This is a genomic window from Pseudarthrobacter sp. YAF2 (assembly GCF_052113345.1).
Lineage (GTDB): Bacteria > Actinomycetota > Actinomycetes > Actinomycetales > Micrococcaceae > Arthrobacter.
On sequence record NZ_JBFRDA010000001.1, the window covers coordinates 24,431 to 46,073 of the forward strand.

General features: G+C 67.3%; 21 protein-coding genes. 12 read left to right on the forward strand and 9 right to left on the reverse strand.

Features of this window, described 5'->3' with window-relative positions; genetic code table 11:
* Positions 1 to 21 precede the first annotated feature (21 nt).
* Both AB4Y79_RS00115 and AB4Y79_RS00120 read right to left on the reverse strand, forming a co-directional pair.
* A complete protein-coding gene (locus AB4Y79_RS00115) occupies positions 22 to 945 on the reverse strand; it encodes a carbohydrate ABC transporter permease (RefSeq protein WP_441857569.1) in 924 nt (307 codons plus the stop codon).
* 10 nt (positions 946 to 955) lie between these two features.
* Positions 956 to 1,888 carry a carbohydrate ABC transporter permease gene (locus AB4Y79_RS00120; protein WP_441857571.1) on the reverse strand — a complete coding sequence of 311 codons (933 nt, stop codon included), beginning with the start codon at positions 1,886 to 1,888 and terminating at the stop codon, positions 956 to 958.
* 182 nt (positions 1,889 to 2,070) lie between these two features.
* Here AB4Y79_RS00120 and AB4Y79_RS00125 point away from each other — a divergent pair, with 182 nt between their 5' ends.
* Both AB4Y79_RS00125 and AB4Y79_RS00130 read left to right on the forward strand, forming a co-directional pair.
* Positions 2,071 to 3,273 carry a Gfo/Idh/MocA family protein gene (locus tag AB4Y79_RS00125; RefSeq protein ID WP_441857573.1) on the forward strand — a complete coding sequence of 401 codons (1,203 nt, stop codon included), beginning with the start codon at positions 2,071 to 2,073 and terminating at the stop codon, positions 3,271 to 3,273.
* Positions 3,274 to 3,278: 5 nt separating this feature from the next.
* Positions 3,279 to 4,307, forward strand: coding sequence for a LacI family DNA-binding transcriptional regulator (locus AB4Y79_RS00130; protein WP_441857575.1), 1,029 nt, complete (start codon positions 3,279 to 3,281; stop codon positions 4,305 to 4,307).
* Between the two features lie 3 nt (positions 4,308 to 4,310).
* Here the strand turns inward: AB4Y79_RS00130 and AB4Y79_RS00135 are convergent, their stop codons facing one another.
* The 5 genes from AB4Y79_RS00135 to acs form a co-directional block, all read right to left on the reverse strand.
* Positions 4,311 to 5,102 carry a DeoR/GlpR family DNA-binding transcription regulator gene (locus AB4Y79_RS00135; RefSeq protein WP_441857577.1) on the reverse strand — a complete coding sequence of 264 codons (792 nt, stop codon included), beginning with the start codon at positions 5,100 to 5,102 and terminating at the stop codon, positions 4,311 to 4,313.
* Positions 5,103 to 5,157: 55 nt separating this feature from the next.
* On the reverse strand, positions 5,158 to 6,072 hold the full coding sequence (locus AB4Y79_RS00140; protein WP_441857579.1) for a carbohydrate ABC transporter permease: 915 nt from the start codon (positions 6,070 to 6,072) through the stop codon (positions 5,158 to 5,160).
* Positions 6,069 to 7,043, reverse strand: a complete 975-nt coding sequence (locus AB4Y79_RS00145) for a carbohydrate ABC transporter permease (RefSeq protein ID WP_441857581.1) — start codon at positions 7,041 to 7,043, stop codon at positions 6,069 to 6,071. The genes AB4Y79_RS00140 and AB4Y79_RS00145 overlap by 4 nt, the downstream gene beginning before the upstream one ends.
* 88 nt (positions 7,044 to 7,131) lie before the next feature.
* Positions 7,132 to 8,442: an ABC transporter substrate-binding protein gene (locus AB4Y79_RS00150; RefSeq protein WP_441857583.1), complete on the reverse strand. Its 1,311-nt coding sequence runs from the start codon at positions 8,440 to 8,442 to the stop codon at positions 7,132 to 7,134.
* Positions 8,443 to 8,647: 205 nt separating this feature from the next.
* Positions 8,648 to 10,669, reverse strand: coding sequence for an acetate--CoA ligase (gene acs, locus AB4Y79_RS00155; RefSeq protein WP_441857585.1), 2,022 nt, complete (start codon positions 10,667 to 10,669; stop codon positions 8,648 to 8,650).
* 407 nt (positions 10,670 to 11,076) lie between these two features.
* Here acs and AB4Y79_RS00160 point away from each other — a divergent pair, with 407 nt between their 5' ends.
* The 3 genes from AB4Y79_RS00160 to AB4Y79_RS00170 all read left to right on the forward strand — a co-directional run bounded on the left by AB4Y79_RS00160 (position 11,077) and on the right by AB4Y79_RS00170 (position 14,005).
* Positions 11,077 to 12,453, forward strand: a complete 1,377-nt coding sequence (locus AB4Y79_RS00160) for a hypothetical protein (RefSeq protein ID WP_441857587.1) — start codon at positions 11,077 to 11,079, stop codon at positions 12,451 to 12,453.
* Positions 12,454 to 12,536: 83 nt separating this feature from the next.
* Positions 12,537 to 13,331, forward strand: a complete 795-nt coding sequence (gene nth / locus AB4Y79_RS00165) for an endonuclease III (protein WP_441858285.1) — start codon at positions 12,537 to 12,539, stop codon at positions 13,329 to 13,331.
* The gene (locus tag AB4Y79_RS00170; protein WP_441857589.1) at positions 13,328 to 14,005 is read left to right on the forward strand and encodes an NUDIX hydrolase; all 678 of its coding nucleotides are present in this window, start codon (positions 13,328 to 13,330) and stop codon (positions 14,003 to 14,005) included. The genes nth and AB4Y79_RS00170 overlap by 4 nt, the downstream gene beginning before the upstream one ends.
* 3 nt (positions 14,006 to 14,008) lie before the next feature.
* On the opposite strand, the gene AB4Y79_RS00175 is transcribed toward AB4Y79_RS00170, so the two are convergent.
* Both AB4Y79_RS00175 and AB4Y79_RS00180 read right to left on the reverse strand, forming a co-directional pair.
* Positions 14,009 to 14,197 carry a YegP family protein gene (locus tag AB4Y79_RS00175; RefSeq protein WP_441857591.1) on the reverse strand — a complete coding sequence of 63 codons (189 nt, stop codon included), beginning with the start codon at positions 14,195 to 14,197 and terminating at the stop codon, positions 14,009 to 14,011.
* A 154-nt stretch (positions 14,198 to 14,351) separates the two neighbouring features.
* Positions 14,352 to 16,091, reverse strand: a complete 1,740-nt coding sequence (locus tag AB4Y79_RS00180) for a bifunctional 3'-5' exonuclease/DNA polymerase (protein ID WP_441857593.1) — start codon at positions 16,089 to 16,091, stop codon at positions 14,352 to 14,354.
* A 261-nt stretch (positions 16,092 to 16,352) separates the two neighbouring features.
* Here AB4Y79_RS00180 and ssd point away from each other — a divergent pair, with 261 nt between their 5' ends.
* From ssd to AB4Y79_RS00215, 7 genes are all read left to right on the forward strand, one after another.
* Positions 16,353 to 17,393: a septum site-determining protein Ssd gene (gene ssd / locus AB4Y79_RS00185; protein ID WP_441858287.1), complete on the forward strand. Its 1,041-nt coding sequence runs from the start codon at positions 16,353 to 16,355 to the stop codon at positions 17,391 to 17,393.
* Positions 17,390 to 18,691 carry a TadA family conjugal transfer-associated ATPase gene (locus tag AB4Y79_RS00190; protein WP_441857595.1) on the forward strand — a complete coding sequence of 434 codons (1,302 nt, stop codon included), beginning with the start codon at positions 17,390 to 17,392 and terminating at the stop codon, positions 18,689 to 18,691. Before ssd ends, AB4Y79_RS00190 begins: the two co-directional genes overlap by 4 nt.
* A complete protein-coding gene (locus AB4Y79_RS00195) occupies positions 18,688 to 19,485 on the forward strand; it encodes a type II secretion system F family protein (protein WP_441857597.1) in 798 nt (265 codons plus the stop codon). Before AB4Y79_RS00190 ends, AB4Y79_RS00195 begins: the two co-directional genes overlap by 4 nt.
* Complete coding sequence (locus AB4Y79_RS00200; RefSeq protein WP_441857599.1) at positions 19,482 to 20,090, forward strand: type II secretion system F family protein; 609 nt, start codon at positions 19,482 to 19,484, stop codon at positions 20,088 to 20,090. The genes AB4Y79_RS00195 and AB4Y79_RS00200 overlap by 4 nt, the downstream gene beginning before the upstream one ends.
* Positions 20,091 to 20,267: 177 nt before the next feature.
* Positions 20,268 to 20,651, forward strand: coding sequence for a DUF4244 domain-containing protein (locus AB4Y79_RS00205; protein WP_441857601.1), 384 nt, complete (start codon positions 20,268 to 20,270; stop codon positions 20,649 to 20,651).
* A gap of 110 nt (positions 20,652 to 20,761) precedes the next feature.
* Complete coding sequence (locus tag AB4Y79_RS00210; RefSeq protein WP_441858289.1) at positions 20,762 to 21,166, forward strand: TadE family type IV pilus minor pilin; 405 nt, start codon at positions 20,762 to 20,764, stop codon at positions 21,164 to 21,166.
* A complete protein-coding gene (locus tag AB4Y79_RS00215; protein ID WP_441857603.1) occupies positions 21,163 to 21,630 on the forward strand; it encodes an Rv3654c family TadE-like protein in 468 nt (155 codons plus the stop codon). The genes AB4Y79_RS00210 and AB4Y79_RS00215 overlap by 4 nt, the downstream gene beginning before the upstream one ends.
* Positions 21,631 to 21,643 lie beyond the last annotated feature (13 nt).

Sequence of the window (21,643 nt, forward strand, 5' to 3'; positions counted from 1 at the left end):
GGGGTTACGCGGGAAGGGGTGTTACTTGATGCCGGAGAAGCCGATGGAGTTGACGATTTTCTTTCCGAAGGCGGCGAACAGGATCAGGACGGGCAGGGCCGAGACCAGGGTGGCGGCCATCAGGCCCGACCAGTCAGGCGCGCCCTGCGGAGACTGGGATTTGAAGACGCCCAGGCCTACCGTGAGGACGCGGACGGATTCTTCCTGGCCCACCAGCAAGGGCCAGAAGTACTCGTTCCACTGCCCGATGAAGGTGAGCAGGGCGAGCGTGGCGATGGGGGCTGCGGCGTTCGGCAGGATGATTTGGAAGAAGATCCGGACGTGCTTGGCGCCGTCGAGCATGGCCGCTTCCTCCACCTCGCGGGACATGTTCAGGAAGAACTGGCGGAGGAAGAAGATGGCGAACGGGGTCATGAAGATGTAGGGGAGCACCAGCCCAGCCAGGGTGTTGAGCAGGCCCAGGTTCTTGATGAGCAGGAAGTTGGGCAGTGCCGTGAAGATCGGCGGCACCATCATGGTGGCCAGGAACAGGCTGAACATCAGGTTCCGTCCCCGCCACCGCAGCCGGGCGAACGCGTAGGCCGCCATGGCGCTGAAAAACACGGCCCCGATGGTGGTGATGGAGGCGAAGAGTACGGAGTTGCGGAGGTAGATCCAGAAGTCGATCTGGGCGCCGGAGCCGCCCTCGGCGACGGCTTCCTCCGGTGACTGCAGGCCGAAGACGCGCTTGAAGGCGCCCAGGTTGAAGTCTGCCGGGAGCAGGTTGGTGGCGTTGCCGGCAAGGGATCCGTTGGTGGACAGCGCCGTCCGCAGGATCCAGTAGAACGGGAGGACTGATACGGCGACGGCCAGGGCGACGAGGGCCCAGGCGGCTGCGCGGCGCCAGCTGAACGGACGACGGCGTGCGGCAAGGCGTGCGGGTGCGGAAACTTTTGCGATGGTCATGGAAGTGTCCTTAGTCCAGGTCCGATTCGTTGCCCTTGAGGAACTTCATCTGGATGAAGGCCACGACGGCGAGGATCACGAAGAGGATGACTGCCAGGGCGGAGCCGTATCCGAAGTCCGATTCCGTGAAGGCCTTTTGGTAGATGTAGAACTGCAGCACCCGGCTGGCGTTTACCGGACCGCCAAGGGTGGTCACCGCCACGGTGTCGAACACCTGGAATGAGCCAATCACGGTGACGATCAGGACCAGGACCAGCACCGGACGCAGCAGCGGCACGGTGATTTTGCGGAAGGTCTGCCAAGGGGAGGCGCCGTCCAGGTTGGCCACCTCGTAGATGTGGTGGGGGATGGACTGCAGGCCGGCGAAGAGCAGGAGCGCGGTGTAGCCCATGTGCCGCCACGTGTTGATGAGCGCCTGGGTGGGGATGGCCCATTCCTCGCTGCCGAAAAACGCCACCTTGGGCAGGCCGACGGACTCGATGAAGTAGTTGACGATGCCGATCTGGTAGTCCAGCAGCCAGAACCACAGGAGCGCGGCGATCACGTTGGCCACCAGGTACGGCAGCAGGAGTGCGCCGCGGATCCAGGTTGACTTGGCCACCCGGTGCATCAGCAGGGCCAGCCCCAGGGCGAGTGCGGTCTGCAGGACGATGTTGATCAGGACGTACTGCGAGGTGACCGCCAGGGCGTTCCAGAACAGGGGATCCTTGGCGATTGCCTCATAGTTGGCGGTTCCGATCCACGTCGGGTCCCCAAGGATGCTGTATTCGGTGAAGCTGAGGTAGATGCCGCGAAGCGTCGGCACCAGGTAGAAGACGAGAAATCCGATCATTGCGGGAGCGATGAAGAACAGCGCGATCTTCAGGTCACTTTGTCCCCGGCGCTTCAGTGGCCGGCGCACTGCGTGCTCTGCCGGGATGGCGTTCCTGGTAAGGGTGGTCATCGTCGACCCTTTCCTGATTGTGATGGAAGTAACAAGCTGCGGAACAATCTACACGAGTAGATATCGACCGCGCAATAGGTAAATTTCAGCCTGATTAGCGGGGTTTTTGTCTATTTAGAGGATATTGACTCGAGTAGAAACGGATGCAAGACTCAGATATCCTCCTGACGAAAGGCATGACAATGACGTTCTCCATCGGCATCGTGGGCGCGGGCCAGTTCGGCTCCCAGTTCGCGCACCTGTTCAACCTGCACCCCGGTGTCCACGCCGTCTACGTGGCCGATGAGCGCCCCGAGCGGGCGGCCGAGGCCGTCGAACGGTACAACCTGGCGGGGCAGGAAGCGGACTTCGCCGCGCTGCTGGCCTCCGGCGTCGACGCCGTTGCCATCTTCACCCAGCGCTGGACCCATGGCCCCCTGGTGGAACGGGCGCTCCGCGCCGGCAAGCACGTCTACTCGGCTGTTCCCATGGCCGTCTCGGAGGCGGAAATCGCCCGCATCATCGACGCCGTCCGGGAAACCGGAAACGTCTACATGATGGGCGAGACCAGCTACTACAACCCCGCGACGGTCTATGCCCGGGAGCAGCACGCTGCCGGCAAGTTCGGCAGGGTCTTCTACTCCGAGGGCGATTACGTCCACGACATGGACCTGGGGTTCTACGACGCCTACCAGTACAGCGGCGGCGAGCGGTGGAAAGAGACCGCCAGCTACCCGCCCATGCTCTACCCCACGCACGCGATTGGCGGCGTGCTCGCGGCCCTTCCGGCACACGCCGTCAGCGTCAGCTGCGTCGGGGTCAGGGACCAGCGGAACGACGGCGTCTTCGACAAGGACGTCAGCATGTTCGGCAACGACCTTTCCAACGCCACGGCGCTCTTCGAACTGAACGACGGCGGCGCCATGCGCACCAATGAAATGCGCCGCGTGGGGTACCCCTCCCACATCCGCGAATCCCGGTTCCGGTTCTTCGGTACCGAGGCCAGCTTTGAACAACTCGCGAAGGTGACCGTGTGGCAGGACAAGCAGGACGTCCACGATATCTCCGAACAGATGGAAACCCGGCCCAGCATTCCCCTGGACGATCCGTCGCTGGCCAACGTCGCCCCCGAACTCCGGGACGCCTTCGTGTCAGGACTGGCCCCGGTGCACGATGCAGCGCGGCTGCCCGAGGAGTTCCACGGCGCACCCAACGGGCATGAAGGCAGCCACCATTTCCTGGTGGACGACTTCGTCACCGCGGTGAACAACCGCACGTTGCCGCCCGTCAATGCCTGGGTTGCAGCCCGGTTCACGCTGCCCGGGATCGTGGCCCATGAATCGGCACAGCAAAACGGCGCGCGACTGCCCATCCGTGACTTCGGCGACGCACCCGCCACCTGGTAGCTAGCATGTACTCCATGACCACTTCGGCTGTGCCGTCCCCGCGCGGGCCGGTGACGCGCAAGGATGTTGCCCGGTTCGCGGGCGTCAGCACCGCCGTCGTCAGCTATGTGGTCAATGGCGGTCCCAAGAAGGTGGCCCCGGCCACCGAAGCCAAAGTCCAGGACGCCATCCGCGTCCTCGGCTACCGGCCCAACGCCGCTGCCCGGGCGCTCAAGCTGGGGTCAAGCGAGACGCTGGGGCTCATTGTCCCTGACATCTCCAACCCCTTCTTCTCACTGTTCTCCCACGCAGTGGAGGACGCGGCCGCCGCCCGTGGCTACGCTCTGGTCCTGAGCAACTCGGACGGGAACCTTGCCAAGGAGCGGCGGAACGTCCGCAACCTCGCAGCCCGGCAGGTGGACGGGGTGCTGCTCGCCAGCGTCCTGTTCGAACCGGACCTCGAAGTCCTGGAGACTGCAGACATTCCGGCGGTGCTGTTGAACCAGGAACGCGATGCGCCCGGGTTCAACAGCGTTGGCGTGGATCTCGCAACAGGTGCCAGGACCGCCGTGGAGCACCTCATCGGCCACGGGCACACCAATATTGGGCTGGCGATGGGTACCAACGTCTCCGGCTCCACCGATGGCCGCGAGTTGGGCTGGCGGGAGGCGCTCCAGCAGGCAGGCCTGCCGGAGGGGCCCATCGCCTACAGCGCCTTCACGAGGCCCGGCGGTTACGCCGCCGGGCAGCGCCTGCTGGCATCGGTGAACCGACCCACGGCCATCTTTGCCACCTCCGACATGCAGGGCATCGGACTCCTCCGCGCCATCCACGAGGCGGGCCTTTCGGTTCCGGGCGATATCGCCGTCGCGTCCTTTGACGGATCGGCCGACTCGGAATACTCCTGGCCGCCGCTGACCACCGTGGAGCAGCCGGTGGTGTCCATGGCGGAAGCCGCCGTCGGGGCGCTGGTGGGAGCCGGCCGCGGCGAGAAGCCGCGGCACCGGATCTTCCCCACCACACTGCACGTCCGCCAGTCCTGCGGCTGCCCGTAGGACTCAGGCCGGGGCGGCGATCCGCAGCCGGCTGACGCGCTCCTGCAGGGTCCGGCGGGCATCTGCGCTGAGGCCGGAATCGCTGATGACCTCGTCCGCTTCCTCGAGCGCGGCGATGGTGCTCATGCCCTGCGTGCCCCACTTGGTGTGGTCCGCCACCACTACCAGCTTGCGGGACGCCGCCACGAATGCGCGGTCAGTCTCCGCCTCCAACAGGTTGGGGGTAGTGAACCCGGCTTCGGGATCCATGCCGTGCACCCCCAGGAACAGCAGGTCCAGGTGCAGCTGCTTCAGCGCCGCAGTGGCGATCGGCCCCACCAGGGCGTCCGACGGCGTGCGTTCGCCGCCGATCAGGATCACGGTGGAACCATAGCGGGAAGCTCCGGACGCCGCCCCGTGGTGGAACAGGTCCGCAATGCGCACGGAGTTGGTCACCACCGTGATCCGGGGCCCCTTGGCCAGTTCCTGGGCCAGCGCCCAGGTGGTGGTTCCTGCGCTGAGGCCCACCGCCATGCCTTCATGCACCATTCTCGCGGCTTCGGCCGCAATGGCGCGCTTCTCGGCCGGCAGTTGGGTTGACTTCAGTTCAAAGCCGGGCTCATGGGTGGTTGCCCCGCCGGGGAGCTTGGCACCGCCGTGGATCCGCTCCACCCGGCCGCCCTCCTCCAACAGCTCGATGTCCCGCCGGACCGTCATGAGCGAGACACCCAGCTGGTGGGCGAGGTCGGACACACGGACCACCCTTTCCCGCTGGACGGCGTCCACGATGGCCTGGTGACGTGCTGCGGGGAGCATGGAGTTCCTTTCGGGCGGCTAAGGGAGGAGTGTCCCGTTCACGTTCAATCTTTGCCTACCCCTTGCTGGAACCAAGAGTCAGCCCCGCCACAAACTGGCGCTGCAGGAGCAGGTAGATGATCAGGGTGGGGATGACGGTGATGACCGCACCTGCCGCCAGGAGGTTGTAGTTGTTCAGGAACTGTCCCTGGAGGTTGTTGATGGCGGTGGTGATGGGGAGCCGGTTGCCGCTCTGGATGAAAAGCAGTGGCCAGAAGTAGTCGTTGTAGATGAAGATGACCTCCAGCGTGCCCAGGGCGGCGAACGCCGGCCGGCACAGCGGCAGGATGATTTCCCGGTATTGCCGCCAGATGCCCGCGCCGTCCACCAGGGCTGCTTCGGTCAGGTCTGCGGACAGCGCTTTCATGTAGTTGGACAGCACGAAGGTGCAGAACCCCATCTGGAACGCGGTGTCCACCGCGATCACGATGATGTAGGTGTTGAGCATGTTCCCGGAATCGCTGAACGAGTAGGGCACCGTCAGGTGCTTGGCCATCTCGAACAGGGGTGCGGCGAGTACCTGCGGCGGAAGGAGGTTGCCGGCCGTGAACATGATGAGCAGCGTGATGTTGAACTTCCAGTTGACCCGGCTGACGGCGAAGGCCATGAGTGAGGCCAGGAGCAGCGTCAGCAGCACGGCCGGGACGGTGATGATCACCGAATTCCAGAAGTACGTGGAAAACCCGCCTTGGGTCCAGGCCTGGATGAAGTTGTCGAAGTTGAACGCGCCGGCCAGGCTGAAGTACCCGTACTGGTTGGTGGAGGCCACCGGCCTGAGCGCGGTGAAAACGGACCAGCCGAGCGGTACCAGCCACACGATGGCCATGACGGTGAGGAAGATGTGGGTTCCGTAGTGCCGCTTGGGGCGGCTCCCGGACCGGGCTCCGGCGTCTGCGGGAACCGGCCTGGGCCGGGCTGCAACATTGCTCATGCTCTGTTCTCCTTGCCAAAGGTGCGGCTGAGGTAGAAAACGATGGGGACAAGGGAGATCACCAGGAGCACCACGGCCAGCGCGGAGCCGACGCCGATCACCTGGCCTTCGCCCACGAGGTTCTGGATGACCAGTGCGCTGAGCATCTCCAGGCCGTTGGTGCCGCGGTTGATCACGTAGACAACGTCGAACGCGCGCAGGGACTCGATGATGGTGATGACTACGATGACGATGTTGATCGGCCGCATGGCCGGGAAGACCACCCGGAAGAAGGTCTGCGTCGCGGAGGCGCCGTCGATGGCGGCCGCTTCCTTCAGGCTGGGGTCCACGCCCTTGAGGCCGGCCAGGTAGAGCAGCATGACGTAGCCGGCATGGCGCCAGGTGGCGGCGATCATGGCGGCCCAGATGTTGATTGACGAATCGCCGAACCAGTCCACTGCCTGCGGCGTCCCGGCCGTTCCCAGGATGAAGTTCAGCAGGCCATTGTCACGCTGGTAGAACAGCTGCCAGATGATGCCGATCAGGGCGAGGGACAGCATGACGGGGGCGAAGAAGATGCTTTGGTAGATCTTGCTGCCGCGGATGTTCTGGTCCAGGAGTACGGCAAGGAGCAGGCCCAGCGGGGTGGCGATGAGGGCGAGGAACAACAGCCACAGCATGTTGTGCTGTACCGCGGGCCAGAATGGCGGGTAGTCCTGCGTGATGAACTGGTAGTTGTCGGTGCCGGCCGGGCGGAGGTCGGCCAGGTCCAGGCCATTCCAGCGGCTGAAGCTCAGCCCGACGGACATCAGCATGGGCAGCCAGACCAGCATCAGTTCTATCAGGGTGGGGATCCCCACCATGAGGGCCAGGACCAGTTTGTCCCGGCTGGACAGGCGGCGTACCCGGCCACGTCCGGGCCGCCTCTTCGAGGGCGTGCCGGCCGGGTCCCTGGACTCCGGCGGGATAAGTTCTTGTGCGGTGCTGCTCATGGGATTCTTCCCCTTGCTTGGTCCGGATGCAGGAGGGGAACGACGACGGCGCACGCCAAGTGCCGCCGTCGTCGTTCCTTGGGCAGGGCTACTGCGCTGCGTACAGGGTCTTGGCCTGGGCCTCAAGGTTCTTGACGTCCATGGTGCCGTCCTTGATGAACGTCTGCAGGGCCGGAATCATCACGTTGTTGGCCATGGCCGGCAGGGCATCACGGTCAAAGAACTGGCTGATATTCTTCGCGTTCGCGATGGTGTCAGCGCATTTCTTGTTCAGCGGCGTGAACGACGAGGTGTCCGCGCCCTTGGCGGTGGCGATGTTTGATGAGTCCACCTTGGCGTAGGCATTCTGCGCCTCCGGTGTGCCGAGGAACGCCAGGAAGTCGCGGGCGGCCTTGTTGTCTCCGCCCTTCTTGGACAGCAGCAGTCCGTCGATGGGGGCTTCTACCGAGTCCCTGCCCTCCATGGCGATCTCGGGGAAGGCGAAGAAGTCGATGTCGGCCAGGACGGTGGGGTCGGTGAACTGTTGGGTGACGAACGAACCAAGAAGGTACATTCCAGTCTTCTTCGCCTCCAGGGCTTTCGCGGCGTCCTGCCAGGTCTGGCCCAGGGCTGCCGGGTCCTGGAAGGGCAGGAGTGCCTTCCAGGTGTCGAAGACGGCGCTGACTTTCTGCTGGTCCCAGGACTCCTTGTGGGCGCAGAGGTCCACGTGGAACTGGTAGCCGTTGAGCCGCATGTTGATGTAGTCGAACGTGCCCATGGCCGGCCAGCCGTCCTTGTCGGCAAAACCGATGGGAATCAGGCCGTCAGCCTTCATCTTCGTTGCCAGGGCCTTGAGGTCATCGAACGTTGCGGGGACCTGGTAGCCCTTTTCGGTCCAGAGGCTCTTCCGGTAGAAGAACCCCCACGGGTAGTTGTAGTTGGGAATGAAGTACATCTTCCCGTCAGGACCGGTGGACGCCTTCTTCAGCGCATCCGAATAGTTGGCGCCCACTGTCTGCCAGACGTCGTCAATAGGTGCCAGCAGTCCCTTGCCCGCGTAGTACTGCATCCGGTATCCGGCGAACCAGGTGAACGTATCGTCGGGGGAGCCTTGGAGGTAGGAGTTGATCTTGTTCTGGAAATCGTTGTGGGGTACCACGTTGGTGGTGACGGTCTTGCCTGTCTTGGCGGTGAAAGCGTCCGTAACGGCCTGGTAGGCGCGCTTGGGCACGTCATCCGAGGCCCCGGAACCGAAGGTGAGGCCGGAGGATTCCGACCCCGTTGCCGACGGTGCGCTGCCGCCGGTGCAGGCGGCGAGGAACGGGATGCCGGCCAGGCCAGCCGCTCCTACGCCGACCGTCTTGAGGATGGTCCGCCTGCTCGGAAATGCGGAGGCCGACGCATCAAACTGTGAAGCCATGTTCTCTCCCTTGAAAAATAGCCGCGTGTGAGACACCTCACATAGGTTGACTATAACCTCGCAAAAGCGAACAGGGAAGAACGCTAAATAACATTTTACGTGTTGATTTTTTTGAATCGTCACAAACGGGAATGACCCCGTATTCCCCGTGATAACGGGAAATACGGGGCCATTCGGCGGTTAGAGACCTGATACTAAGCCAGTGTTACTTTCTGAGCGACTGGGCGATCTGCTGCATGATCGTGGGATCGGAGAGCGTGGTGGCGTCGCCGGGGTCGCGCCCTTCCGCGACGTCCTTGAGGAGGCGGCGCATGATCTTCCCGGAGCGGGTCTTCGGCAGCTCCGGGACCACCAGGATGTTCTTGGGCTTGGCGATCGGGCCGATTTCCTTGCCCACGTGGTTGCGCAGTTCCTGGACGGTGGCGTCGCCGTTGTTCACGGCATCGCCGCGGAGGATGACGAAAGCGACGACGGCCTGGCCCGTGGTCTCGTCCGAGGCGCCCACGACGGCGGCCTCCGCCACGGCGGGGTGGGACACCAGGGCGGATTCGATCTCCGTGGTGGAGAGCCGGTGCCCGGAGACGTTCATGACGTCGTCCACCCGGCCCAGGAGCCAGATGTCACCGTCTTCGTCCTTCTTGGCACCGTCGCCGGCGAAGTACATGTTTTCGAACCGGGACCAGTAGGTGTCCTTGAACCGTTCGGGGTCGCCCCAGATGCCGCGCAGCATGGCCGGCCAGGGCTCGCGGATCACCAGGAAGCCGCCGTGGCCGTTCGGGACGGATTCACCCATCTCGTCCACCACGTCCACCGCGATGCCAGGCAGCGGAACCTGGGCCGAGCCCGGCTTGGTGGCGGTGACGCCCGGCAGCGGGGCGATCATCTGGGCGCCGGTTTCGGTCTGCCACCAGGTGTCCACGATGGGGGTCTTGTTGCCGCCGATGACGTCCCGGTACCACATCCAGGCTTCGGGGTTGATGGATTCGCCCACGGAGCCAAGGACGCGGAGGGAGGTGAGATCGTACTTGTCCGGGATCTCCCGGCCCCACTTCATGAACGTCCGGATGGCGGTGGGGGCGGTGTAGAGGATGGAGACTTTGTATTTCTCCACGATCTCCCACCAACGGCCCTGGTGCGGGGAGTCCGGGGTGCCTTCGTACATGACCTGGGTGGCGCCGTTGATGAGCGGGGCGTAGGCGACGTAGGAGTGTCCGGTGACCCAGCCGACGTCGGCCGTGCACCAGTAGACGTCCGTTTCCGGGTGCAGGTCGAAGACCGCCTTGTGCGTGTATGCGCCCTGGGTCAGGTACCCGCCGGTGCTGTGCAGGATCCCCTTGGGTTTGCCGGTGGTGCCGGAGGTGTAGAGGATGAACAGCGGGTGCTCGGAATCGTGTCCCACCGCGGTGTGTTCCGTGGATGCAGCGCCCACGGTGTCCGCCCACCAGTGGTCCCGGCCCTCGTGCCAGTCAACGTCCTGCCCGTTGCGCTTGACCACCACCACGTTCTGTACGGTGTGGCCGTCGTGGGCCAGGGCCTCGTCCACGGCCGGCTTCAGCGGGCTCGGCTTGCCGCGCCGGTAGGTACCGTCAGCGGTCACCACCAGCTTGGCCTCGGCGTCGTCGATCCGGGACCGGAGCGCCTCCGCGGAGAACCCGCCGAACACCACCGAGTGGACGGCGCCGATCCGGGCACAGGCCAGCAACGTGATCACGGCCTCCGGGATCATCGGCAGGTACACGGCCACCCGGTCACCCTTGGCCACGCCCAAGGACTCGAAAGCATTGGCCGCCTTCTTGACCTCTTCGGTCAGCTGCGCATAGGTGAAGGTGCGGGTGTCACCGGGCTCACCCTCGAAGTAGATGGCCACCCGGTCGCCGTTGCCGGCCTCGACATGACGGTCCAGGGCGTTGTAGGCCGCGTTGACTTCCCCGCCGACAAACCATTTCGCGAACGGCGGATCAGACCAGTCCAACGCCTGCGTAAAGTCCTTGGACCACGTCAGCAGCTCCCGCGCCTTCTTGGCCCAAAACGCCGGCCGGTCAGCGTTCGCATCGTCGTACTCGGCCGCCGTGGCGACGGCACCCGCCGCAAACTCGGCGCTGGGAGGAAAAGCCCGGGTCTCATGCAACAGGTTCGCGAAGGCGTCGCCCTGCTGGCCGTGCTGACCTGCGGCCGGGGCGGAATCGGACGGAACCGTGGCCGTGGTGCTGGGGGTGTCCTGGGACATATGAACCTCATCATTCATCGATCGTCGCCGCGCGGGACGCCATCACCGCAGGGCCCGCCGTTCGCGCGGCACTGGGCTCCAGCCGGGACGGTCATACCGCAAAGAGCTGTTCCGCATCCAAGCCTAATGCTTGCCGTGCATCCGATGTGCCCGCCGTCACAGATGCGGCAGCGAACGGCATTTGTTAAGCGGTGAATGGTCCGCCGGTCACTTTCCAGCCACTCCGGCGGGCCCGTGCCAGCTAGTGATCAGCTTGGCTGTTGACTAGGCTGAGATGGAATTGTGACTTCACTTCGGACCACTTCGGCCAGGCATGAACCGCGCCCGGCCGGCGCCGGACCGCATGTCAAGACGGCGCAGTTTTCGGGTCCGTACGGTCCCGGTGCCGCCACGCTAAGGAGAGCAGAATGAACCAGCAGAGCTTCGGCCAGCGAATGGCCCCGCAAACGCAAGCGGGACCTGGCGGCTCCGAACCCGCCGGGGGGCCAGGCCACCAAACCCCTGCCGGCAGCGCCGCTCCAGGGCAGAAGGCAGGCTCGGGAAGGATTGACCCGAACGCCAACCAAGCCGTGCTCGGTCCGTTTACCGTGCGCGACCTCGCGGTTTTTGCCGGCACCCTGATCCTCTTCGTCGCTTCCCTGCTGCCCCTGTTCGGCGCGCGGTACAACCTGTGGAACCTCAACAACCTGTTCTTCCTGGGGCTGGGTATCATCCTGCCGCTGATCGCCAGCGCACTGTTCGCCGCACGCCGCCTGGCACCCGGCACCAAAATCCGGGTGGGGTCGCTGTCGATCGACCAGTTCGCCTCGGTAGTGGCCTCCTTCGCCGTTGCCTTCTTCTTCCTGTCGATTGCGGGCGGCTATGTCACCAGCCTGCTGGTGGGCCTGATCGGCTCGCTGGTCCTTTTCGCCGCAACGGTCCTGGGCCGCTTCATCCCGTATCTCGCCGGTGATTTCAAGGGCCGTGCCGATGCCCCGGCCCATATCGTGGCACGAGAAGCCGCAGTGCCGGCGCGGAAGCCCCGCGCCCCCAAGCCGCCCAAGCCGGAGTCCGGCTCCGGCCAGGCCAAGACCGGTTTCGGTATCAAGGGTGCAGGCGTCTTTGGCGGCGGTGGGGCCGGATCTTCCGCGGTCCAGCCGGGATCCGCCGGCCACGAGCCGTCCCGCTCTGCCCACTCACCCGCCACGGCCGCTGTACTTGCACCCTCCGCAGCGGCCGCCCCTGTTTCTTCCACCGCGGCACCTTCCGCGGCTGCACCGTCCACTCCCGTTTCCACCGCCCCCGAGGTCTCGGACCGGACCCCTGAGGTGGAGGCCGGCCCGCCAACCCAGGCCGCCGACGTCGTCCGCCCGGCCCGGACCCCTGAGGTGGAGGCCGGACCGCCAACCCAGGCCGCCGACGTCGTCCGCCCGGCCCCGACCCCCGCGGCGGAGGAAACCCAGCATGGCGATGTGCCGGCAGCGGGGGCCCCGCAGCCGGCATGGGAGCCACCGGCCGCCACCGCGGTGCACCAGCAGGTCCGAACGGAAGAGCCCATTGGCGCAACAGTGGACCCTGCTGCCCGCCATGACGAGACTGACGGACAGCCGGTCCATGAGGCTTTCTGGTTCGCCGTCGCACAGCACCGCACCGCCTTTGATCCGCGCACCGGGGCACCTGCCTTCGTGATTGAACCCGGCGGGTGGGTCCTGGCCCTGGAGGACCGGGGACACGAATTCCTGGTCCAGCATACTGACGGCCGGCTGGGCATCCTGCGGGACCTCAGCAACATCGAGCGCGGCTGACGTCCATGGCCGGGCTCCGGGCGGCCAAGCCCGGCGGGAATGACCCCGCCGGGCATGCCGCGAACAGCGGCCAGGCTCCCGGCATGCCGGTGGTCTCTTCCGAATCCGTGCTGGCGTTGAAGCGCCGGGCGCGGCGCATCAACAAAGCGCTGGCCGAGAAATACCCCTACGCCCACGCGGAGCTCGATTTCCGCAACCCCTTCGAATTGCTCGTGGCAACCGTGCTGTCCGCCCAGACCACCGACGTCACCGTCAACCAGGTCAGCAAAGTGCTGTTCGCTCGCTGGCCTGACGCCCGCTCACTGGCGGAAGCGGACCCGGCGGAGCTTGAAGCGATCCTGAAGCCCACCGGATTCTTCCGGGCCAAAGCCAGGAATGTCCTCGCGCTGTGTACGCGGCTCGTGGACGACTTCGACGGCGAGGTTCCGGGCCGGATGAAGGACCTGGTCACGTTGCCCGGCGTCGGGCGCAAAACAGCCAACGTGGTGCTGGGTAACGCCTTCGGCGTCCCGGGCATCTCCGTGGACACCCACTTCGCCCGGCTGGCCAAGCGGTTCGGCTGGACACAGTCCGAGGACCCCGTGCAGATCGAACAGGACGTAGCCGGGCTCTTTGAGCGCAGGGACTGGACCATGCTGTCCCACCGCGTCATCTTCCATGGCCGCCGCGTGTGCCATGCCCGCAAGCCCGCCTGCGGTGCCTGCCCCGTAGCCAACTGGTGCCCCTCCTACGGCCTGGGGGAGATGGATCCGGACAAGGCCGCCAAGCTCCTGAAATATGAGCTTGCACCCGGCAGCGAAGCCCTCCTGGATCAGTACCTGTCCGAACAGCACCGTGCGGCAGAAATCCGGATGGCTTCCCAGTTGAGGGCCCCGTGAGCGCACGCGAAGACCTGGCCCGGCTGGTCCGCCGGGCGGAGTCGGGGACGGCCGGCCCCCCTGACCCGCGCTGGGCCGCGCTGACCGTGGATATTGAGCGCGCCCGCAGGGCCGCGGTCCTCATGCTTTTCGGCGTGCTCGACGACGTCCCGGCCGCGTCCGGTAAACCGCTGGCCCCGGCAGACCTGGACGTCCTGCTTCTGGAACGCGCCCACACCCTGGGGTCGCACCCGGGGCAGGTGGCGTTCCCGGGCGGCAGCATCGACCGGGACGAGACGGCCGTGGCGGCCGCGCTCCGGGAAGCCGAGGAGGAAACCGGATTGGATTCGGCCGGCGTCGAGGTGCTGGGCACCCTCCAGGAGCTGGGCCTGGCGCACAGCAACTTCCTGGTGACGCCGGTCCTTGGGTGGTGGCACGCACCGTCACCGGTCCGGGTGGTGGACTACGGAGAATCGGCCCAGGTGTTCCGTGTCCCGGTCCGGGACCTGCTGGACCCGGACAACCGGGTGATGGCCACCGTCCACCGGGCAGGCCGCACCTTCGACAGCCCGGCTTTCACAGTTAACGGCGTGGTGGTGTGGGGTTTCACCGGCATTGTGCTGAGCGGGCTGTTCGACCAGCTCGGCTGGTCCGTCCCCTGGGACCGGAACCGGCTGCACCCGGTGCGGGTTTAGGCGTCAGGCCTGCCGGCGCAAGTCCACCACGATGCCCGTGGCGGCATTTTCCCGCACGGCCTTGATTCCGTCGCGCAGCATGGTCAAGCACGGGAAGGTCGGAGAAACCGCAACGATCTTCCCTTCGGCATCGGTGAGCTGAAGCCGGTAGGACTCGTCCCCAACACGGTGTATTTCAAATCTTCCCGCCATGGACGGGGACCTCCTGGTATGCGTCGTTGCATCAGTGGCCGGATCTGCTTCAGCCTTTTTGACTGTAACCGCCGTCATGGCACCCGTCGAGCTACTGCCGGGTAGATTACTTTGCGTCTCGAAGGCGTGTTTTCTTGCCGACCCAGCGGCACGCTTATTTGGCGAGGTCGTAAGAGTCGACAACGGCAAGGCTTACCGGAAACTCCACGGGAATCCGGCCGAACAACAGCTCCTTGGCCGCGCTGGCCGCCTCCTCGATGGCGGCGATGCACGCCGGCACCCCCTCAACCGGTGCGTGCACCATCACTTCGTCGTGCAGGAAGAAGACAAGTTCCGGCCTGCCGGCCCCGCCGGCCGCACCTGCCGCACCTGCCGCCCGAAGGGTGCGCAGCCGTCGTCGTAATTCCGCCAGCCAGCATGCCGCCCAGTCCGCCGCCGAGCCCTGGACCACGAAGTTCCGCGTAAAGCGGCCCCGTGACCGGGCGATCGACTCTGCCCGCCGCTGCTCCTCAGCCGTTGCCGAGCGCTGGCTCAGGAACCAGCGCTCGGACGGAGGAGGGCTGCTGCGGCCCAGCCTGGTGGTTACCGTTCCACCGGCTTCACCCGCCCGTGCGGCCCGCTCAACGAAGTCGACGGCGCGTGGATAGGTACGCGCCAGCTGTGGCATCAGCCGGCCTGCTTCACCGGATGTTGCCCCGTACATCGCGCCCAGCAGCGCCATCTTCGCCTTGGCCCGGTCCCCGCCGAAGCCCTTGGCGGCGATGCCGGCGTAAAGGTCCTGGTCCCGGGCCGCCTCCGCCATGGAGGAATCCTGCGCGAGGGCCACCAGGACCCGGGGTTCGAGCTGGGACGCGTCCGCGACGATCAGCTTGTGGCCGGGATCGGCATGCACGGCACCGCGGACCTGGCGGGGAATCTGCAGTGCGCCGCCGCCGCGGGAAGCCCAGCGGCCCGAGACCACGCCGCCCACCACGTACTCGGGGCGGAACCGGCCGCCGTCCACCCAGGCATCCAGCCATGACCAGCCGTTGGCGGTGTGCAGCCGGGAAAGGCTCTTGTACTCCAGCAAAGGCTCAATGACCGGGTGGCTGGACTCCCTCAGCTCCCACTTCCGCGTGCTCTTCACCTCGATCCCGTTGCGGTGCAGGGCGCGCATCAGGTCCTGCGGCGAGTCCGGATTCAGCCCCGGGGAATTGAGCAGGGTACGCAGTTCACCGGCCAGCGCCTCAAGTCTCTGCGGACGCTGTCCGGTGGCGGGTCGGGGACCCAGATGGTCTGCCAGTATTTGTTCGTGCAGGTCTTCCCGCCAGGGAACGCCTGCGTGCTGCATCTCAGCTGCCACCATGGCGCCCGCGGACTCCGCCGCGAGCAGCAGCTGGAGCCGGTTCCGGCGGTTTTCCGCCGCGTCCACGGCAGTCACTGCGGCCTGCTGCGCGGCGTATTCGGCACGGAGCTCCTCGAGGGACCAGCCGGACGCGGCCCCGACGCCGGGGTCATCGAACAAGGCACCCTGGTCCGCCGGGGGACGCGGCGGCTGCAGCGCTTTCGGGGGCAGCAGCGGATCCTCAACGGGTACCCTGTCCGTGTGTTGGGCGTACTCCGTGTGCGCACTGAACTGCGAGAAGGCCAGGATGTTGCCGCAGAGGCTGACGTCGTAGCAGCGCTCCACCTCCACCCCCGATGCGAGCAGTCCGGGGTACCAGTCCTGCGTGCGGTGCCAGATCCAGCGGGGCGGCTGCCCGCCGGGGCGCCGGGTTTCCATGTCGCGGACGACGGCGGCAAGGTCCGTCAGTGCCACCGGCCGGGGTTCGGGGTTGGCTGGCTCGGGAAGTCCCGCCTGCGTCACTTGCTGGAGGGCCGCTCCGCGAGGATGGGCGGCGAGCAGCAGGTACATGCTCCAATTCTGCCCTGTTTGCCAGGCTGGCCCCGACGCGGGTTGTCCACATAGAGGATGTGCCCCCTTATCCGGGCCGCGGGACGTGGGCAGAGTGGCTCCATGAGCAGGCACCAGCTGAACGCATCCCAATCCGGGCCGGGACATTCCGGGACACCTTCGTGGCGCCCGCCGGACGTGGAACCAGCCGCCGCGGGGCCTGCGGCTGATGGTGCTGGGTTTCGAGGTGCTGCCTGGCTGCCGGACGGGTCGGGCGAGGTGCTGCTGATCACCTCCTCCGATGTTCTCCGTTCCGAGGTGGAGCGCATTGTGGCGGCCGCCGGTGCGCACTTGCGTGTTGTCCCGGACGCCGTCGAGGGTGGGCGGTATTGGGACGCTGCGGCAGCCGTTCTGGTGGGCAGTGACGTGCGGGAATTGCCACCGCGCCGGCGCACGCCAGCGGTCATGGTTGGCTTGGACGGCGAGGGGGACAGCCTCTGGCACCTCGCCGCTGCCCTCGGCGCCGAACGGGTTGCCGTGCTGCCGGACGCCGCCGCCTGGCTGGCAGACCACCTCAGCCGGTCCCGTTCGCCAGACCCGGGCGGCGTGGTCCTGGGGATCACGGGTGGCTGCGGCGGGGCCGGGGCCACCACGGCGGCCGTCTGGATTGCACAGGCAGCTGCACGGCTGGGGGTGCGCGTCCTGCTGGTCGACGGGGATCCATGGGGCGGGGGACTGGAGCTTGCGCTCGCCGCGGAGGATACCCCGGGTCTCCGCTGGCCGGACCTCGCCGAGGCCAGGGGCAGCATCGACCCCCTGCAACTGGTGGATTCCCTGCCCACGGCGGGCGGCCTTTCCTTCCTCTCGTGGCCTGCCACCCGGGATCAACCCCTCCCGGTCCCCGCCGCTGCCACCGCGGGTGTCCTCGACGCCGCCCGCCGTGGCTACGAACTGGTGGTCATCGACGTGGGTCGGGGTACCGGGCCTCTGCATACTGTGGCCTGGGACTGCGACCGGATCATGGTGGTGGTCCCGGCACAACTCAAGGCAACAGTGGCAGCCGTACGCCTGCTGCAGGAGCTTCCGCCGGTGGAGGCAGCACTGCTGGTCCGCGGGCGCCCGGGCGCCGCGTTGGACAGTTCGCTGATCGCCGGCGCCGTCGGGCTGCCGGTGCAGGGCCGGATCCCCGAACTGCGCGCCGTACCAGGTGCCACGGAAACGGGCCGCCTCCTGGACCTGGGGAAACGGCGGAACATCCGCCGCTTCGCCGCTGCGGTGCTCGATTGGCTCGGCGACGACCTGCAGGCGGGGGAGGTGACATGATGCGCCCGCCGGGAACTCCCGGATTCCCGGACCGGGGAACGGGCGGCGCGCTCGTGGCAGGAAGCGTCGGCGCACGGCGGAGTGCCCGGATCCTGGAAGCCAACCAGGCCGGCCGCACCGCGCGGGCGAAGGAAGCAGGCGGGGGAAGGCCGGTAGAGGCCGGGCTGCTGGAATCGGTCCGCGAGTCGATGATGGCCGAGGCCGGGGCCGTGACGCCCTCACGGGTGGCTGCAGCGGTCCAGGCCACCGGCAAACTGCTGGGGACCGCCGGTTCGCTGGCCGCCGTGGAGCGGATCAGCGCCGAGCTCAACGGTCTGGGGCCGCTTCAGGAGCTGACCCGGGACCCGGACGTCACTGACATCTTCGTCAACGCGCCCGGCTCCGTCTGGGTGGACCGGGGACGGGGCATCGAGCGCGTCTCCGTCAGGTTCGACGATGAAGCCCAACTGCGGGCACTGGCCGGCAGGCTCGTGGCTGCCGGGGGCCGGCGCCTGGATGACGGCTCACCGTGCGTTGATGTAAGGCTTGCCGGCGGTTACCGTGTCCACGCCGTGTTGCCGCCGGTTTCCACGTCGGGGACGCTGCTGAGCATCCGCATCCGCCGGGAGCGGGTCTTCACCATGGGCGAGCTGCGTTCCGCCGGAATGTTCGGCCCGCAGGTGCAGGCAGTGCTGGAGGCAGTGGTGGCCAGGAGGTTGAGCTTCCTGGTCAGCGGAGCCACCGGTTCGGGCAAGACGACGCTGCTGTCCACCCTGCTGGGCCTGTGCGCGCCGGACGAACGCCTGGTCCTGATCGAGGATGCGTCCGAGCTGAACCCCGTCCACCCGCACGTGGTGGCCCTTGAATCGCGCCACGGAAACCTTGAGGGCGGTGGGGCGGTGGACCTGGGGGAACTCGTCCGGCAGGCTCTGCGCATGCGGCCGGACCGGCTGGTGGTGGGCGAGTGCCGGGGTTCCGAAGTGCGCGAGCTCCTCAGCGCGATGAACACCGGCCACAGCGGTGGCGGCGGAACCATCCACGCCAACACCGCGACAGCGGTCCCGGCCAGGCTCACAGCACTTGGTGCCCTCGCCGGATTGGGACCCGAGGCCGTGCGGCTCCAGGCTGCCAGCGCCTTGGACGTGGTCATCCATCTCGGCCGGACGCCCCGGGGCAGGGAAGTCCTCTGCGTGGGACTTCTCAGCGACGGGCCGGAGGGCCTCCGCGTGGTGCCGGCCGTCGAGGAAGCCGGAAAGCCAGGCCCGGCGTGGCCTGCGTTGGCCATCCGGTTGGGGATGGACCCCGGGGAAGCCCTGTGACGCTCATCCTTGCGGTGGTCCTGGGTGCCGCTGTGCTGTTCCTCAGGCCGCCGCTGCAGGCGGCGGCGAGGCTGCGCTCCGTGGTCCGGAATGCCCCCGGAACACAACGTTCCCCACGGCGCCGAATGTTGCTGTGGTTTCGGCGGGCGGCCCGCGGTTCGGGCGGTAAGGGCGGGCTGGGCCTGACCCTGGTGGTGCAGCAGTTGGCGGCGCTGCTCAGGGGCGGACGGACGCCCGGGCGGCTGTGGGACGAACTGTGGACCGTTTACGGCGTCCCCGGCGTGCAGGCGCAGGGGCTCCAGGATGCCGCACACCCCTCCGTGCCCGTGCTGTCGCCGGGGTCAACCACAATCCTGGCGTCAGCGCGTGCAGCTGCGGCTACCGGAGCTCCGGTGTCGGCGGCCATTCGGCGGGTGCTTCCCACGGCATTCCCGGGCCGTGACCGTGAGGCCGGAACATGGACTGAGCTGGCGGCCTGCCTTGATATCGCGGAAGCCAGCGGATGCCCGCTCGCTGACGTGCTGACCAGGTTCGCGGCACAGCTGGAGGCGGCGGACGACGCCGATGCCGCCAGGCAAACGGCCCTCGCGGGTCCCAAAGCCACGGTCCGCCTGCTGACCTGGCTTCCATTGATGGGACTTGGACTGGGTGCTGCCCTGGGCGTTGATCCGTTGGCCACACTGCTGGGCACTCCCCTGGGACTGGCAGCACTGGTAGGTGGCGTGGTCCTCACCGCGGCGGGCCGGGCGTGGTCCGCCCGGCTCGTTTCGGCGGCCGCGGAGGCCGGGCCGTGACGCCGGGATGGACCCCGGGGCTGGCGCTGTTCCTGCTCCTCACGGTGGCTGCATGGCTGGCATGTTCCGGCAACGACCGGTCGCGCCAACGCCTGCGGCACCTGCGCCTGGACGCCTCGGGGGAGAAGCAGGGTGTGGCGGCTGCGGGGGCCGAGGTCCGCCGCGGAACCGGGTTGAAGGACACGGCCATGATGCTCGAACTTGTGGCGGCGATGCTGGATGCCGGGGCCGGAATTGGGCGCTCCCTGGAACTGGTGGCCGCTACGGCCGCACCCCAGTACAGGGACTCACTGCGCCCGGTGGTCTCCGCACTGGCCATCGGCGCCGACTGGGAGACGGCGTGGCGCAGCTCTGCCGTTCGACTCCCGGGGGTCCTGGAGCTCCGGGACGCATTGGGGTTTGCCGCGCTGACCGGCGCACCCTCATCCGCGATCCTCTACGCGCAGGCGGCAAGACTTCGGCGGGAGCGGTTCAGGGCCGCCGAAAAGCGGGCCGCTTCGCTCGGCGTGAAGCTGGTGGTCCCGCTGGGCCTCTGCTCGCTCCCGGCATTCATCTGCCTGGGCGTCGTGCCGGTGCTGCTCGCCTTGGTTCCATCGGGATCCTAGGCCGCAGCCGGCATTGCCGGCGCCGCGCTCCTGTACTCCACAAGCCCTAGTCCATTCCTCCACAAGGGGGCGGCGGCCCGGCTTTTCCACTTAGCAGACCCCGTCCCTTACCAGCTGCAGCGCCGCCGGGAAGAGTCGAGGCAGCCGGGAATCACCGGCACCAACGAAAGGAAAAACATGTCAGTCACCCAGCACCGCCACTACTCCGCCGGAACGTCTGCGCTCGCCGAAGCGGCGAAGGGCGGCACCGGACCTGACCGCCAACGGATCAGCGCCGGCGGCACCGGGCACCCTTCTGCGCCAGCCGGTTCTGCCCGGCGCGGCTCCCCGGGCGCACCAGGCAATGTCGTGGAGCTCTACCCGGGATCGGGCCGCACCCGCCATGGGAGCAGGCGCCGGGCCAGGCTGCTGGGCTCTGAAGCAGGCATGGCAACGGCGGAATATGCCATCGCAACCCTGGCGGCCGTCGGCTTCGCGGGGCTGCTCGTGTTCATCCTTCGCAGCGATGAAGTACGCGGCTTCCTGCTGAACCTGATCCGGACCGCGCTGGCCTTGCCGTGACGCGTCTGCTGCGGGTGCGGCGCCGTCGGAGCCCACGGAGGACCGAGCCAGCCCCGATGGCCAACCCGGTGGTGAGTTGGAGAAAGCCGGACACCGCCGAAGCGCTGGCCATGGGGAGTGCCAGGGGCGCGGTCACAGCCGAGTTCGCCGTGGCTCTGCCGGCCGTCCTGGCACTGCTTGCCATGCTACTGGCAGGAGCCGCCGCAGGCATGACGCAACTGCGGATCGAAGAAGGAGCCCGCGCCGGTGCCCGGGCCCTGGCCCGGGGGGAAGACCCCGGCGCCGTGGAACGGACTGTCAGGACCCTTGCCGGCGGATCGGCAGCCGCGTCCATTGCGGCTGATGGCGAGTGGTTCAGCATCACCGTCAGCGACCGCGTGTCGGGGCCCCTGGGAGCGTCCATTCCGTGGACCCTCACCGCCCGCGCATCCACGCGGAGTGAGGCGCCGGGAACCGGAGGCGCAGGCGGGACCGGTCATGGCAGGGGCCTGACCGATGGCAAGGGCAACCGGTGACGCGGGTGGGAACGTGCCACCCAGCTGCCGCCGGAGCGTGCCGCCCGGCCCTGGGTCAGCGCCACCCAGCCGCCGCCGGGGCGGGGCACTGTGGGAGCGCGTCCGGCCGGCGGGGTGCGCACGATGGCCGCGAGCGTGGTTCAGGGACGGTCCTGGCTGCAGGGCTGGCACTGGTGGTCATGACAGCCATGGCCGTCATGCTGTTGCTGGCCCAGTCAGCCGTGTTGGCCAGCAGGGCAGCTACGGCCGCGGACCTGGCGGCCCTGGCCGCGGCCGACGCCCTCCGCGGCATCACCACGGGGGAGCCCTGCACCGTTGCGTCGGAGGTGTCGGCCCGCCATGCGGCAACGCTGATCAGTTGCGTGCAGGGTGCGGGGCAGACGGTTGACGTGCGGACCGAGCTTAACGAACGGTCGCTCCTGGGCGCCGCTAGCGGACATGCACGGGCCGGGCCTCCTCCGTAAGAAGCCCTCCTCG

Bases quoted from the DNA above. Each gene is read 5' to 3' on its own strand.
- AB4Y79_RS00115 (WP_441857569.1), bottom strand. From the start codon at position 945: ATGACCATCGCAAAAGTTTCCGCACCCGCACGCCTTGCCGCACGCCGT.
- AB4Y79_RS00120 (WP_441857571.1), bottom strand. From the start codon at position 1,888: ATGACCACCCTTACCAGGAACGCCATCCCGGCAGAGCACGCAGTGCGC.
- AB4Y79_RS00125 (WP_441857573.1), top strand. From the start codon at position 2,071: ATGACGTTCTCCATCGGCATCGTGGGCGCGGGCCAGTTCGGCTCCCAG.
- AB4Y79_RS00130 (WP_441857575.1), top strand. From the start codon at position 3,279: ATGTACTCCATGACCACTTCGGCTGTGCCGTCCCCGCGCGGGCCGGTG.
- AB4Y79_RS00135 (WP_441857577.1), bottom strand. From the start codon at position 5,102: ATGCTCCCCGCAGCACGTCACCAGGCCATCGTGGACGCCGTCCAGCGG.
- AB4Y79_RS00140 (WP_441857579.1), bottom strand. From the start codon at position 6,072: ATGAGCAATGTTGCAGCCCGGCCCAGGCCGGTTCCCGCAGACGCCGGA.
- AB4Y79_RS00145 (WP_441857581.1), bottom strand. From the start codon at position 7,043: ATGAGCAGCACCGCACAAGAACTTATCCCGCCGGAGTCCAGGGACCCG.
- AB4Y79_RS00150 (WP_441857583.1), bottom strand. From the start codon at position 8,442: ATGGCTTCACAGTTTGATGCGTCGGCCTCCGCATTTCCGAGCAGGCGG.
- acs (WP_441857585.1), bottom strand. From the start codon at position 10,669: ATGTCCCAGGACACCCCCAGCACCACGGCCACGGTTCCGTCCGATTCC.
- AB4Y79_RS00160 (WP_441857587.1), top strand. From the start codon at position 11,077: ATGAACCAGCAGAGCTTCGGCCAGCGAATGGCCCCGCAAACGCAAGCG.
- nth (WP_441858285.1), top strand. From the start codon at position 12,537: ATGCCGGTGGTCTCTTCCGAATCCGTGCTGGCGTTGAAGCGCCGGGCG.
- AB4Y79_RS00175 (WP_441857591.1), bottom strand. From the start codon at position 14,197: ATGGCGGGAAGATTTGAAATACACCGTGTTGGGGACGAGTCCTACCGG.
- AB4Y79_RS00180 (WP_441857593.1), bottom strand. From the start codon at position 16,091: ATGTACCTGCTGCTCGCCGCCCATCCTCGCGGAGCGGCCCTCCAGCAA.
- AB4Y79_RS00190 (WP_441857595.1), top strand. From the start codon at position 17,390: ATGATGCGCCCGCCGGGAACTCCCGGATTCCCGGACCGGGGAACGGGC.
- AB4Y79_RS00205 (WP_441857601.1), top strand. From the start codon at position 20,268: ATGTCAGTCACCCAGCACCGCCACTACTCCGCCGGAACGTCTGCGCTC.
- AB4Y79_RS00210 (WP_441858289.1), top strand. From the start codon at position 20,762: ATGGGGAGTGCCAGGGGCGCGGTCACAGCCGAGTTCGCCGTGGCTCTG.